Origin of the sequence: Saccharothrix sp. BKS2, assembly GCF_047689505.1 — a bacterium.
GTDB classification, from domain to species: Bacteria; Actinomycetota; Actinomycetes; order Mycobacteriales; family Pseudonocardiaceae; genus Actinosynnema; species Actinosynnema lopnurensis.
On the sequence record NZ_JAUQOL010000004.1, the window covers coordinates 68,688 to 81,704 of the forward strand.

Below are 13,017 nucleotides of genomic sequence, written 5' to 3' on the forward strand. Positions count from 1 at the left end.
TTGACGCAGCGTCAAGGTCAAGCGGCGTTTGGCAGGATGTGGGGTGTGTGGACCATCGCAGGCAGCCTGACGCCCGTACCCGTGCTCGACCGGCTGGACCTGGTCGCCGAACCGGTGGCCGCGGCCCTGCGGTCGCTCCCCGACGGCTCGCGGCTCGCCGTCGCCGAGATCGACCCGGGGCTGGCCGACACCGCCGAGTTCTGCGCGCACTACGGCTCGCCCCTGGCGGCGTCGGCGAACTGCGTGGTCGTCGCGGGCAAGCGCGGCGACACCGTCCGGTACGCGGCGTGCGTGGTGCTGGCGACCACGCGGGCGGACGTGAACGGGGTGGTGCGGCGGCGGCTGGACGCGCGCAAGGCGTCGTTCGCGCCGATGGACGAGGCGGTGTCGCTGTCCGGCATGGAGTACGGCGGCATCACGCCCGTCGGGCTGCCCGCGGACTGGCCGGTGCTGCTGTCGCCCGAGGTGGTGGCCGCGCCGGAGCTGGTCATCGGCAGCGGGGTGCGGGGCAGCAAGCTGCTGGTGCCCGGCGAGGTGCTGGCGAAGCTACCCGGCGCCGAGGTGGTCGAGGGTCTGGCCCGCTAGGCAGCGGTCGAGCACCTCGTGCGCCTGCTCCGGCGTGAGGTGCCCGATGAGCACGTGCGCGGTGAGGCCGTCGGCCAGCGCGACCACCGCGCGTGCCCGCACGCGGTCCCCGAGCAGGCGCTCGAACATCCCCTCCAGGTCGGCGTAGCTCGCGCGCAGCCTGGGCGCGAGGTCCGGGCTCACCGCGGCCCGCGCGACGAACGCCAGCCACACCCTCGCCTCGGCGCGACCGGGCAGGGCCACGGCGCGCGCCGCCCCGTCGGCCGTGCCGCCCGCGCGGGCCAGCACGCGACGACCGACCTCGTCGAGCGCGAACGCCAGCATCTCGTCCTTGGTGCCGAAGCACCGCTGCACCGCGCCCAGCGACACGTCCGCGCGGGTGGCGACGTCGCGCAGCGTCACGCCCTCCAGGCCGCGTTCGTCGGCCAGCAGGAACACCGCGTCGGTGATCCTGCCGCGCCGGGAATCGCGGTCGACCTGCCTGGGCACCCGCGGATAGTATCCGATACAAGCGTATCGAAAACGGGGGTGCGGGATGTGGGAGCGAACAGCGGCGGCGCAGGCCGGCGCGGTGCGGGAGGGCCGGGTCACCGCGGTGGAGCTGGTGCGCGCCCACCTCGACCGGATCGCCGAGGTCAACCCGGTGGTCAACGCCATCACCCGGCTCACCGCCGACCGCGCGCTGGCCGACGCCGCCGAGGTGGACCGGAACCCGGTGAAGGGCCCGCTCGCGGGCGTGCCGTTCACGGTCAAGGAGAACATCGCCCTGGGCGGCGTGCCGACCACGCACGGCGCGGTGCGGTTCCGGGACTTCACCGCGCCCGCCGACGCGCCGCCCGTCGCGCGGCTGCGGGCCGTCGGCGCGATTCCCGTCGGGCACACCAACATGCCCACGCTCGCCCTCGCCGGCGTGCACACCCGCAGCGAGCTGTTCGGCGACACGGTCAACCCGTGGGACCCGGCCGTCACGCCCGGCGGCACCAGCGGCGGTGACGGGGTCGCGGTGGCCACCGGCATGGCCGCGCTGGGCCTGGGCAACGACTCGGGCGGCTCGGTGCGCATCCCCGCGACGTTCTGCGGCGTGGCCGGGCTCAAGCCGACCAGCGGGAGGTTCCCCGCCGACCACCGGCTCGGGCCCGACGACCCGCCGCTGGGCGCGCAGCTGTTCGTGGTGGACGGTCCGCTCGCCCGCACCGCCGGTGACCTGCGCCTGGCGTTCCACGCGCTCGCGGGCGCCGACCCGCGCGACCCGCGCGCCGTGCCGGTGCCGCCGACCGGCGAGCACGTGCCGCGGCGGGTCGCGGTGGTGGCCGACCCCGGCGGGCTGGGCGTGCACCCGGACGTGCGGCGGGCCGTCGAGGACGCGGCCGGCGCGCTGGCCGACGCCGGGTACGAGGTGGTCGACGCCGACGTGCCGCGGCTCGACGACGCCCTGCACGCCTACGGGCACCTGCTGATGACCGAGTTCGCGCCGAGCTGGCCCGTGGTGCGGACCCTCCTCGGCGCGGAGGGCCACCGGTACCTGGAGCTGTCCATGGCCAAGGCCGCGCCCGTGGACCTGCCCGAGTACCTGCGGCTGACCGGCGTGCACCTGGGCGTGCGGCGGGCGTGGGCGGAGTTCCTGGCGCGGTACCCGCTGGTGCTCGCGCCGGTGTTCACCGAGCCGGCGCCCGCGCCGGGGGTCGAGCTCACCCCCGAGGGGCACGACCTGGTCAGCCGGGCCATGCGGCTGTGCACCGCCACCAGCTTCGCGGGGCTGCCCGCGGTGGCCGTGCCGACCGGGCTGGCGGGCGGCGTGCCGGTCGGCGTGCAACTGATCGGCCGCGCCTACCGCGAGGACACGTGCCTGGACGCGGCGGAGGTGGTCGAGCGGGTGCTCACCCCGCGTACGCCCGCATGAACTCCACGGCCTCGGCCACGTCGTCGGTGACCAGGATCCAGCGCTCGGCCTCGCGGCCCCGGGCCAGCCGTTGGACCAGCGGCGCGGCGGGCACCTCGTCGACCCAGAAGTCCCGGCCCAGGAACACCATGGGCGCGGCCGGGCCGACCGAGCCGTAGTGGTTCTGGCAGTAGTCCTGGAAGACCTCCTGCACGGTGCCCGCGCTGCCCGGCGTGTAGATGATGCCGCCGGTGGCGATGGTGAGCAGGCCGTCCTCGCGGACCGAGTTGGCGAAGTACTTGGCGTGCAGCTCGCAGGCCGGGTTCGGCGGCTCGTGGCCGTAGAACCAGGTCGGGATGCCGATGGTGCGCGGCCGCTCCGAGGTCGGCAGGTCGGTGGGGCAGGCGGCGAGCCAGCGGCCGATGGACGCGGCGTCGTCGCCGAACCTCGGCGCCCTGGCCAGGTCCCTGAGCACGGACTCGTCCTCGCCGACGCGCACGCCCAGCGGCACGGCCTCCATCACGCCCGGCCCGCCGCCGGTGAGCACGGTGAACCCGGCTTCGCCGAGGGCCGCGCCCAGCCGGACCGCGCGCCGGTAGCCGGGGGTGTCGCGGCCCAGCGCGTGCCCGCCCATGACCGCGACCGGCGCGCCGGTCAGGGCGTCGCCCAGGGCGTCGGTGATGGCGTGGTCGTGCAGGCGCTCGGCGAGGGCGTGCAACGGGTCGGGGTTCTGGCCCTGGGCGCGGGCGTGCCGGTAGATGACGGCGTCGGGCGTGTCGGCGTAGGACCCCGGGTCGGCCGGGTCGAACCCGGCGAACAGCTCGGCGGGCGTGTAGAGGCGCGACCGGTAGACGTCGTAGGGCAGGTCCGGGATGGCGGGGAACACGAGCGCGCCGGCCGCCGCCGCCCGGCGCTGGGCGACGGGGGAGAGGGTGCAGCCGAGGAACAGCGCGCCGTCCACCGGCACGCGCAGTTCCTCGGCGCTCAGGTCCAGCCCGACGACGACGGCGTTGCCGAGGTCGTCGGCCGCGCGGACCTCGTCGAGGGTGGTGAACTCCGTGCGCACCGGCGCAGCCTACGTCCCGGGCTCGCGCCGGGGACGCGAACGTGGAACTCACCCGTCCTGAGCGTTCGACACGGTGGTCCTGAGTGTTCGACTCGCGGGCTGAACGTGTAGTTCGGGGGTCTGGACGTGTAACTCGGGGGGTCTGGGCGTACGACTCGCGGGGTCTGGGCGTACGACTCGCGGGGTCTGGGCGTACGACTCGCGGGTTAGAAGATCACTGTGCGGTTGCCGTGGAGGAGGACCCGGTCCTCCAGGTGCCAGCGGAGGCCGCGGGCCAGGACGACCTTCTCGATGTCGCGGCCCTTGCGGACCATGTCCGGGATCGAGTCGGTGTGGTCCACGCGGATCACGTCCTGCTCGACGATCGGGCCCTCGTCCAGCTCAGCGGTGACGTAGTGGCAGGTCGCGCCGACCAGCTTGACGCCCCGGTTGTGCGCCTGGTGGTAGGGGCGGGCGCCGATGAAGGACGGCAGGAAGCTGTGGTGGATGTTCAGCGCCCGCCCGGACCAGGCCGCGCACAGCTCGACGGGCAGGACCTGCATGAACCGCGCCAGCACCACCGCGTGCGGGTCGTGCGCGTCCACCAGCTGCCGCAGCTGGGCGAACGCCGCCTGCTTGCCCTCCGGGTCGTTCACCGGGAACGGCACGTGGTGGAACGGGATGCCGTGCGCCCGGGTGATGCCCGCCAGGTCGGCGTGGTTGCCGATCACCGCCGCCACGTCCACGTCCAGCTCCCGCGAGGCCACCCGGCCCAGCAGGTCGTACAGGCAGTGGCCCTCTCTGGACACCAGGATCACCACCCGCCGCCGCTCGGCGGTGTCGGTGACCCGCCACGACCCGGGGTGCGCGCCCAGCTCGCGCGCCACCCCGGTGAACCGAGCCCGCAGCTCCGCCACGTCGAACCGCAGCGAGTCCGCGCGCACCTCCTGCCGGGTGAAGAACCAGTTCGTGTCCTGGTCGGTGTGGTAGGCCGCCTCCACGATCCAGCCCCCGTGCTCGGCCAGGAACGAGGAGATCCCGGCCACGATGCCGGTCCGGTCGGGGCAGCCGAAGGTGATCACGTAACGTCGCTCGGGCAGTGGCACGACGGAAGTATCTACGGTCGCGGCAGCGAGGCGGGCAACGACCTGTCCCCGGAGGCGACGGCGCCGCTCGGCCTGCCCCACACCGCCCGGTACAGCGCGTCCGCGGTGCCCGCCAGGGTGGCGTCCGGTTCGGTCGCCGCGTCCTGGATCGGACCGACCTCGGGCACCCGTCCCGGCGCGAGCCGGACCTCCCAGGCGCGGCCGGCGTCGGCGGCGTGCAGCACCAGCCTGCCCTCGCGCTCGATCGGCCGCCGGCCGGCCTGGCGGGGGAGGACCCAGGTCAGGTACTCGTCGACCCCGTCGGCCGCGAACACCGCGTCGAACAGCAGCGACGGCACCTCGGTGCCCAGCCGCGCGTGCTCGGCGTCGAGCCGGTGGATCGCGATCTCGTGCGCCTGCCTGCGGGCCCAGAACCCGTGGGTGCGGTGGTCCGGCGACATCGTCCACGCGGGGGTGTCGGACGTGGTGCCGGCCAGCGCGCCCACCAGCTCGTCCGCCCGGGTGTCCCACCACGCCAGCAGCTCGTCCCACCCCTCCGGGCGCGCCTCGGCGTCCGGGGCGGGGCCGTCGGGCGGGGCGACGAGGGCCTTGAGCACCCACGAGTGCACCAGCGCCACGTGGTCCACCAGGTCCCTGACCGTCCACCCGGGACAGGTCGGCACGGGCGCGTCGGGACCGGCGGCCACCGCGGCGGCGCGCAGGGCGGCGATCTGGGTCTTCAGCTGGGTGACGAAGTCCGCGTGTTCCACCCGTCACACCCTAGGGACTCACCACGTCCCAGGGCACCGTCATCTCGCCCAGCCGCCACCGCCTGCGGTCGTCCAGCACCGGCCACCCCCGCGCGGCCAGCAGCCGCACCGACTCCACCCACCGGGCCCGCGGCCCGTACGGGGCGTAGGGCGCGGCGGTCGCCCAGCACGCGTCCAGCTCGGCCAGCAGCGCGTGCACCCGCTCGCCGGGCACGTTGTGGTGGATCAGCGCCTTGGGCAGGCGTTCGGCCAGCTCGCCGGGGGTCTCCAGGTCGGCGGGCAGGCAGGAGAGCGTGAGCGTGCGCGGCCCGTCGGCGGTCAGCGACACCCAGCAGCACCGGCGGCCGACCTCGTCGCACGTGCCCTCCACCAGCACGCCGCCGGGGGCCAGGCGGGACAGCATGGTGCCCCACGCCTCGGCGGCCTGGTCCTCGGTGTACTGCCGCAGGACGTTGAACGCGCGCAGCAGCACCGGCCGGGCGCCCGCCAGCTCGAACCCGCCGCGCCGGAAGTCCAGCCGGGGCGGGTCGGCCGCCTCCCTGCCCGCGGCCACGCGGTCGGCGTCCAGCTCCAGGCCGAGCACGCGCACGTCCGGGTTGAGCGCCCGCAGGCGGGTCGCCAGCTCGACCGTGGTGACCGGGGACGACCCGTAGCCGAGGTCGACCACCAGCGGGTCGCCGGCGGCCAGCAGGTCGCGGTGGGCGTGCGCCAGCCACCGGTCGACCCGGCGCAGCCGGTTCGGGTTGGTCGTGCCCCTGGTGGGCAGGCCGAGCGCGCGGGCCCGGCCCGCGGCGAGGCGTGGGGTGCGGGCCATCGTCAGGAGCGGCGCGCCAACCAGTCGGACGTGAACCCGGTCTCCTTGTCCAGCAGCCTGGCGACCTGCTCGACGACCATCTTCTCCACCTTGCCGCCCAGCAGCGGGATGCCGACCTCGACCTGGCCCACGAGGTGCAGCTCGCTGCCGCCCGCGGTGTCGGCCAGGGTGATGGCGCCCTCGATGCGGCCGGGCACGCCGCCCAGCAGGCCCTCGATCGTCCCGGCCGGGCCCGCCTCGGTCCACGTCTCGGTGCGCGTGATCACCAGGTCGCCGCCGAGCGCGCCGCGCGCGACCGGGGGCAGGTCCGCCGCGTCCACGCCCTGCCTGAGCTGGTAGGTCGTGGTCTGACCGGTCGTGGTGAACGCCACCAGCTCGGCGCCCTTGCCGCCCAGGACGGCCAGGCGGTCCCGCAGGTGACCCTCGTCGACCAGCGCGGCGTACACGTCCCGCGCGGGCCAGGGGGACGCGGTTCGGTGCTCGATGCGGCGTGCCATGTCGCGGAGGCTACCGTTGACGCCCGTGACCACCCCGCCGTCCAGTGCCCGGACGTGGCTCGCCGAGTGCACCACGTTGCGGCTCGGTGGCCCCGCCGCGCGGTTCACGCGCGCCACCACGGCCGCCGAGCTCGTCGAGACCGTCCGCGACCTGGACGCCTCCGGCGAGCCGGTGCTGCTGGTCGGCGGCGGGTCCAACCTGGTCGTCGCGGACGCCGGGTTCGACGGCACCGCGGTGCAGGTCGGCACGGTGGGCCGCCGGCTCGACCCGCTCGGCGACGGCCTGGTGCAGCTCACCGTCGAGGCGGGCGAGGACTGGGACTCGGTGGTGGCGGAGGCCGTGGCGCAGGGACTGGGCGGGCTGGAGTGCCTGTCCGGCATCCCCGGCCTGGTCGGCGCGACCCCGGTGCAGAACGTCGGCGCGTACGGCGTGGAGGTCTCGCAGGTGCTGACCTCGGTCGACCTGCTGGACCGGCGCACCGGCCGGGTGCACCAGGTGCCCGCCGAGGGGCTGGGCCTGGCCTACCGGACCAGCGTGCTGAAGGGCACCGACCACGCGGTGGTGCTGCGGGCGCGGTTCGCGCTGACCGCGGGCGGCCAGTCCGCGCCGATCCGGTACGCGGAGCTGGCGCGCGTGCTCGGCGTGGCGCAGGGCGAGCGGGTGCCCGCCGACGCGGCCCGCAAGGCCGTGCTGGACCTGCGGCGCGGCAAGGGCATGGTGCTCGACCCGGCCGACCACGACACGTGGAGTGCGGGCTCGTTCTTCACCAACCCGCTGCTCGACGAGTCCACCCTGGCCGGCGCGCTGATCCGCATCGCCGAGCGGCTGGGGCGGCACGTCGAGGTGCCCACCTACCCGGCCGGCGGGTCGCGGGCGAAGCTGTCGGCGGCGTGGCTGATCGAGCGGGCCGGGTTCACCCGCGGGTACCGCGGGGCCGGTGGCCGGGTGGCCCTGTCGGGCAAGCACACCCTGGCGCTGACCAACCGCGGCGGCGCGTCCACGGAGGACCTGCTCGACCTGGCGCGCGAGGTGCGCGACGGGGTGCGGGCGGCGTTCGGGGTGGAGCTGCGGCCCGAGCCGGTGCTGGTGGGCTGCGACCTCGGGTGACCTCGCGCTGACCTGCGCCGGGCTACCGGGGGACCACCACCGGGGAGCCGACCGGCCGAACGGGTGACTGCGTGTGACGAAGCCTCACTCCGCGCGTTTCATGGAGTCAGGGGCACCCGTGGGAGGTCGTCATGGCTCACCAAGACGACGAGCGCGCGGCCGTCAGGCCGATCAAGAGGCTGGTCGAGGACGATTTCCTGAGCCGGCCCGGTGTGGTGGGCGTGGACCTCGGCGAGAAGACCACGCGCGGGCGCCGGACCGGGCGGCCGGCGATCCTGGTGTTCGTGCGCCGCAAGGGTCCCGCCGCGCAGTTCACCATCCCGCCGGACGTGCTGGGCGTGCCCACCGACGTGGTGGAGGACTCCTTCTCGCCGCACCACACCATCGCCTCGCCGGAGGGCGTCGGCGGCGCGGAGCGGCACGAGCTGCTCATCGGCGGCATCGGGATCGGGCCCAGCCGGGCGATCCGGTTCGTGCCGCCGGACGTGCCCGAACCGGACGACTACGTGGTGGCCGGCACGCTCGGCGCGCTGGTCACCCCCCGCCACCGGTTCCTGGTGATGGGCCTGACCGCGTTCCACGTGGCGTGCGTGGACGACGCGTGGGCGGTCGGGGACCCGATGGTGCACCCGTCCCGGGTGGACGGCGGCCACCCCCTGCACGACCGGGTCGGCGCGCTGGCGCGGGCCGCGCTGTCGTCCCGGGTGGACGCCGCCGCGATCCTGCTCACCACCCCGCGCCACCGGGCCGAGGTGGCGGAGCTCGGCCCGGTGCGCGGGTTCGCCGCGGCGCGGGTCGGCCAGCGGGTGCGCAAGCGCGGGCGCACCACCGCCGTCACCGAGGGCGTGGTGGCCTCCACGGACGCCGCGATCACGCTCGACTTCGGCGCGGGCCTGGGCGTGCGCACGCTGCACGACCAGATCCGCGTCGAGTCGCCCCGGTTCGGCGACCACGGGGACTCGGGCGCCGTCCTGCTGGACGACGCCAACCGGGTGGTCGGGCTCTACCTGGGCGGCAGCGGCCGCCGCGGCTTCGCCAACCCCGTCGAGCCGGTGCTCGACCAGCTCGACGTGGACCTGCTCACGAGCGGTGCGCGCGGGTCGCCGACGCCTGCGCGCGGGGCTTGAGCACGATCTGGTCCAGGTTCACGTGCGACGGCCGGGTGACCGCGAACGCGATGACGTCCGCCACGTCGTCCGCGGTCAGCGGGGTGAGGCCCCGGTAGACGGCCGAGGCGCGCTCGGCGTCGCCGTCGAAGCGGTTGACGGAGAAGTCGGTCTCCACCATGCCGGGCAGGACCTCGGTCACCCGGACCGGCTGCCCCAGCAGCTCGCCCCGGAGGGTGCGGTGCAGCGCCGACTGGGCGTGCTTGGCGGAGGTGTAGCCGGAGCCGTTGTCGTACGCCTCGACCGCGGCGATGGAGGTGACGGTGACCACGTGCCCGTCACCGGAGGCGATCAGCCTCGGCAGCAGGCCCTTGGTGACGCGCAGCGTGCCGAGGACGTTGGTCTCCCACATCCACCGCCAGTGGTCCTCGTCCGCCTCGGCCACGGTGGTCAGGCCCCTGGCGCCGCCGGCGTTGTTCACCAGGACCCGCGCCGCCGGGACCGCCGCCAGGAAGTCCGCCACGGAGGAGGCGGACGTCACGTCCAGCTCGACGGCCGTGCCGCCGATCTCGTCCGCGATACCCTGGAGCAGGTCGAGCCGCCGGGCGCCCAGCACCACGTGGAAGCCCTCGGCGGCGAGCCGCCGGGCGGTGGCCTCACCGATGCCCGCGCTGGCTCCGGTCACGACTGCGGTAGGACGGTTCACGCGCCGATCCTAGGTGCGGCCCACGCGTCCACCGGGTACGTCCCACCCGTGGAACACCTGCCCGTGTGAGGCACGTCACCCGCACCTGGAGGCGCGTCGGACGTCTTCCGACCAGGAGGTCGTTGTGCACAGGAGATTTGTCGCCCTGCTGGCCGCGCTCGCGCTGCTGACCGGCTGCGGCGCGTCCGTGGAACAGGGCACGCCCAAGCCGCTCGGCGGGGACGCCCCGCCCGTGGCGAAGTTCACCACCGAACCCGCCGACGGCGCCACCGGGGCCCCGGTCGGCACGCCGGTGCGGGTCACCGTGGCCGAGGGCACGATCGACCAGGTCGCGCTGACCAACCCCGAGGGCGCGACGGTCGCGGGCGCGCTCGCCGAGGACAAGAGGTCGTGGTCGAGCACGGAACCCCTGGGCTTCGGCAAGAAGTACACCTACGCGGGCCGCGCCACCGGCACCGACGGCAAGCCCGTCGACCTCACCGGCTCCTTCACCACCCTCGACCCGGCCGCCCAGGTGCGCGCCACCCTGTTCCCCGGCGACGACCAGACCGTGGGCGTCGCGATCCCGATCATGGTGAAGTTCGAGGCCGACGTGACCGACCGGGCCACCGTGGAGAAGGCCCTGACCGTCACCAGCTCGGCGGACGTGCGGGGCAGCTGGGCCTGGCTCAGCGCCCGCGAGGTGCACTACCGCCCGGAGAAGTACTGGCCGGCCAACACGCGGGTGCACGTCGAGGCCAAGCTGTACGGGGTGCCCTACGGGGGCGGCGCGGTCGGCCGCGCGGACGTGACCAGCGACTTCACCATCGGCCGCAACCAGGTCGTGAAGATCGACAACCCGTCCCACCAGCTGGTGGTGCAGCGCGACGGCCAGACGGTGGCGAGCTACCCGGCGTCCTTCGGGCGGGACGCCGACCCCGAGCTGACCACCCCGAACGGCACGTTCGTCGTGATGGAGAAGTTCTCGGAGTTCAGCTTCGACAACCCCCGGTACGGCTACACCAACGTGCTGAAGAAGTGGGCCGTCCGCTTCTCCAACCACGGCGAGTTCATCCACGAGAACAACGACAACGCGGCCAACATCGGCAAGAACAACACCTCGCACGGCTGCGCCAACCTGCTGGAGGCCGACGCCAAGGCGTACTACGACAGCGCGCTGGTGGGTGACCCGGTCGAGGTGACCAACTCGATCACCACGCTGCCCGCCCAGTACGACTGGTACGACTGGCAGGTGCCCTGGGCGCAGTGGCAGGAGATGTCCGCGCTGTAACCCGCGCCACACACGCCGTCCGGCGCCCGCGAAAGCGGCCGCTTCGGGAAGCCACGGGATGATCCCGGTGTTGTCGTAGGTCGTGCAGACTTCTCTCCTCACCGCGGAGGGCGTGCGGCTCTCCCTCCGCGAGGCGGGCCCGGTGGACGCTCCGCCGGTAGTGCTGGTGCACGGCTGGGCCCAGTCCGGGGAGGTGTGGCCGGATTATCCCGGTGTGCGCGTCGTCGCACCGGACCTGCGCGGCCACGGCGACTCCGAGGTCACCGGCGCCGGCTACCGGGACTCGGCCGCCTGGGCCGCCGACCTGCGGGCGGTCCTGGACCACGTGGGCCGGCCGGCGACCCTGGTCGGCTGGTCCTACGGCGGCCTGGTGATCACCGACTACCTGCGCGAGCACGGCACGGCGCGGGTCGACGGCCTGGTGCTGGTCGGCGCCATCACCGAGATCGGGCGCGACCGGCCCGGCGGCGCCACGGGCCCGGTCATGCGCCGCGCGCTGCCCGCCGCGCTGTCCGAGGACCCGGCGGTCGCGGTGCCCGCCCTCGCCGGGTTCTTCCGGGGCCAGGCCGACCTGCCGGGCGGGCTGGTGCAGCGGCTGCTGGGCACGGCGCTGCGCGTGCCACCGGGGGTGCGCCGCGACCTGTTCCGGCGGGACGTGGACAGCTCCACCGTGCTCGAGGGCGTCGACAAGCCGACCCTGGTGGTGCACGGGACCGCCGACGGGGTGGTGGACCCGTCCGCCGGCGAGCACGCGGCGGGGACCGTCCCGGGGGCCGAGCTGCGCCGCTACGAGCGGACCGGGCACGTGCCGTTCCTGGAACGGCCGGAGCGGTTCGCCGACGACCTGCTGGGCTTCGTCGCGGAGGTCTGCCGGTGAGGCGCGTCGCGGTGCTCTCGGTGCACACCTCCCCGCTGGAGCAGCCCGGCACGGGCGACGCGGGCGGCATGAACGTCTACATCGTGCAGACGGCCACCTCGATGGCGCGGCGCGGCATCGAGGTGGAGATCTTCACCCGCGCCACCTCCTCCGAGCTGCCGCCGGTCGCGGAGCTGGCGCCCGGCGTGAAGGTGCGGCACGTCGTGGCCGGCCCGTTCGAGGGCCTGGGCAAGGAGGAGCTGCCCGCCCAGCTGTGCGCGTTCACGGCCGGTGTCCTGCGCGCCGAGGCGCGGCACGAGCCCGGCTACTACGACGTCGTGCACTCGCACTACTGGCTGTCCGGGCAGGTCGGCTGGCTGGCCCGGGAGCGCTGGGCGGTGCCCCTCGTGCACACCGCGCACACGCTGGCCAAGGTGAAGAACCTGGCGCTGGCCGCCGCCGACACCCCCGAGCCCCGGATGCGGGTCATCGGCGAGGAGCAGGTGGTCGCCGAGGCGGACCGGCTGGTGGCGAACACCGACGTCGAGGCCGGCGAGCTGGTCGACCTCTACGCCGCCGACCCGGCGAAGGTGCTGGTGGTCCCGCCGGGCGTGGACCTGGAGCGGTTCACGCCGGGTGACCCGCGGCTCGCGCGGGCCGCGCTGGGCCTGCCGGCCGACGCGGTGGTGCTGGCGTTCGTGGGGCGCATCCAGCCGCTCAAGGCCCCGGACGTGCTGCTGCGGGCCGCGGCGGAGATGCTCGTCCGGGACCCCGGCCTGCGCTCGCGGCTGGTGGTGCTGGTGGTCGGCGGCCCGTCCGGGACCGGCCTGAAGACGCCCGAGGAGCTGGTGCGGCTCGCGGCCGGGCTGGGGATCTCCGACGTGGTGCGGTTCCTGCCGCCGCAGGGCGGCGAGGCGCTGGCCCGGGTCTACCGCGCCGCCGACGTGGTGGCCGTGCCCAGCCACAACGAGTCGTTCGGGCTGGTGGCGCTGGAGGCGCAGGCGTGCGGCACGCCCGTCGTGGCGGCGGCGGTCGGCGGGCTGCCGGTGGCGGTGCGCGACGGGGTGTCCGGCGCGCTGGTCGACGGCCACGAGCCGGGCGCGTGGGCCCGGGTGCTCGCGGAGGTCGCGCTGCTCCGCCGCGAGGAGCTGGCGGCCAACGCGGTCGGCCACGCCCGCCGGTTCTCGTGGGACCGGACGACGGATTCGCTGCTGGCCGTGTACGCGCAGGCGGGCGAGGTATTCCGCGAGGAGGTCTTCGCTTGAGCACCCCGACCCACCCCGAGGAGGTCCCCCG

Annotated in this window: 14 protein-coding genes; 7 read left to right on the forward strand and 7 right to left on the reverse strand. The window is 75.1% G+C overall.

Going from position 1 to position 13,017, the window contains the following annotated elements; translation table 11 throughout:
- Window positions 1–36: 36 nt before the first annotated feature.
- Window positions 37–585 (forward strand): YbaK/EbsC family protein, encoded by a 549-nt coding sequence (locus tag Q5530_RS08870; RefSeq protein ID WP_415361749.1) that lies wholly within the window; start codon window positions 37–39, stop codon window positions 583–585.
- On the opposite strand, the gene Q5530_RS08875 is transcribed toward Q5530_RS08870, so the two are convergent.
- Window positions 547–1,074, reverse strand: a complete 528-nt coding sequence (locus Q5530_RS08875) for a TetR/AcrR family transcriptional regulator (protein ID WP_415361751.1) — start codon at window positions 1,072–1,074, stop codon at window positions 547–549. The genes Q5530_RS08870 and Q5530_RS08875 overlap by 39 nt on opposite strands.
- A 46-nt stretch (window positions 1,075–1,120) precedes the next feature.
- Here Q5530_RS08875 and Q5530_RS08880 point away from each other — a divergent pair, with 46 nt between their 5' ends.
- Complete coding sequence (locus Q5530_RS08880; RefSeq protein ID WP_415361752.1) at window positions 1,121–2,485, forward strand: amidase; 1,365 nt, start codon at window positions 1,121–1,123, stop codon at window positions 2,483–2,485.
- Here Q5530_RS08880 and Q5530_RS08885 read toward each other — a convergent pair.
- The 5 genes from Q5530_RS08885 to Q5530_RS08905 all read right to left on the reverse strand — a co-directional run bounded on the left by Q5530_RS08885 (window position 2,463) and on the right by Q5530_RS08905 (window position 6,675).
- Window positions 2,463–3,530: an LOG family protein gene (locus tag Q5530_RS08885; protein ID WP_415361753.1), complete on the reverse strand. Its 1,068-nt coding sequence runs from the start codon at window positions 3,528–3,530 to the stop codon at window positions 2,463–2,465. The two genes, Q5530_RS08880 and Q5530_RS08885, sit on opposite strands and share 23 nt — an antisense overlap.
- Window positions 3,531–3,736: 206 nt before the next feature.
- Window positions 3,737–4,615 (reverse strand): formyltetrahydrofolate deformylase, encoded by an 879-nt coding sequence (purU, locus tag Q5530_RS08890; protein ID WP_415361754.1) that lies wholly within the window; start codon window positions 4,613–4,615, stop codon window positions 3,737–3,739.
- Between the two features lie 11 nt (window positions 4,616–4,626).
- On the reverse strand, window positions 4,627–5,364 hold the full coding sequence (locus Q5530_RS08895) for a maleylpyruvate isomerase family mycothiol-dependent enzyme (RefSeq protein ID WP_415361755.1): 738 nt from the start codon (window positions 5,362–5,364) through the stop codon (window positions 4,627–4,629).
- Between the two features lie 10 nt (window positions 5,365–5,374).
- Window positions 5,375–6,178, reverse strand: a complete 804-nt coding sequence (locus Q5530_RS08900) for a class I SAM-dependent methyltransferase (protein WP_415361756.1) — start codon at window positions 6,176–6,178, stop codon at window positions 5,375–5,377.
- A gap of 2 nt (window positions 6,179–6,180) precedes the next feature.
- A complete protein-coding gene (locus tag Q5530_RS08905; RefSeq protein ID WP_380634531.1) occupies window positions 6,181–6,675 on the reverse strand; it encodes a DUF2505 domain-containing protein in 495 nt (164 codons plus the stop codon).
- Between Q5530_RS08905 and Q5530_RS08910 the strand changes: the two genes are divergently transcribed.
- Both Q5530_RS08910 and Q5530_RS08915 read left to right on the forward strand, forming a co-directional pair.
- Window positions 6,674–7,783: a UDP-N-acetylmuramate dehydrogenase gene (locus Q5530_RS08910; RefSeq protein ID WP_415361757.1), complete on the forward strand. Its 1,110-nt coding sequence runs from the start codon at window positions 6,674–6,676 to the stop codon at window positions 7,781–7,783. The two genes, Q5530_RS08905 and Q5530_RS08910, sit on opposite strands and share 2 nt — an antisense overlap.
- Before the next feature lie 131 nt (window positions 7,784–7,914).
- Window positions 7,915–8,910: a hypothetical protein gene (locus Q5530_RS08915; RefSeq protein ID WP_415361758.1), complete on the forward strand. Its 996-nt coding sequence runs from the start codon at window positions 7,915–7,917 to the stop codon at window positions 8,908–8,910.
- Here the strand turns inward: Q5530_RS08915 and Q5530_RS08920 are convergent.
- The gene (locus tag Q5530_RS08920; protein ID WP_380634527.1) at window positions 8,864–9,595 is read right to left on the reverse strand and encodes an SDR family NAD(P)-dependent oxidoreductase; all 732 of its coding nucleotides are present in this window, start codon (window positions 9,593–9,595) and stop codon (window positions 8,864–8,866) included. The genes Q5530_RS08915 and Q5530_RS08920 overlap by 47 nt on opposite strands.
- 124 nt (window positions 9,596–9,719) lie before the next feature.
- Between Q5530_RS08920 and Q5530_RS08925 the strand changes: the two genes are divergently transcribed.
- The 3 genes from Q5530_RS08925 to mshA all read left to right on the forward strand — a co-directional run bounded on the left by Q5530_RS08925 (window position 9,720) and on the right by mshA (window position 12,986).
- A complete protein-coding gene (locus tag Q5530_RS08925; protein WP_415361759.1) occupies window positions 9,720–10,865 on the forward strand; it encodes a L,D-transpeptidase in 1,146 nt (381 codons plus the stop codon).
- A gap of 82 nt (window positions 10,866–10,947) precedes the next feature.
- Complete coding sequence (locus Q5530_RS08930) at window positions 10,948–11,742, forward strand: alpha/beta fold hydrolase (protein WP_415361760.1); 795 nt, start codon at window positions 10,948–10,950, stop codon at window positions 11,740–11,742.
- A complete protein-coding gene (gene mshA / locus Q5530_RS08935) occupies window positions 11,739–12,986 on the forward strand; it encodes a D-inositol-3-phosphate glycosyltransferase (protein ID WP_415361761.1) in 1,248 nt (415 codons plus the stop codon). The genes Q5530_RS08930 and mshA overlap by 4 nt, the downstream gene beginning before the upstream one ends.
- The last annotated feature ends 31 nt before the right edge of the window (window positions 12,987–13,017 follow it).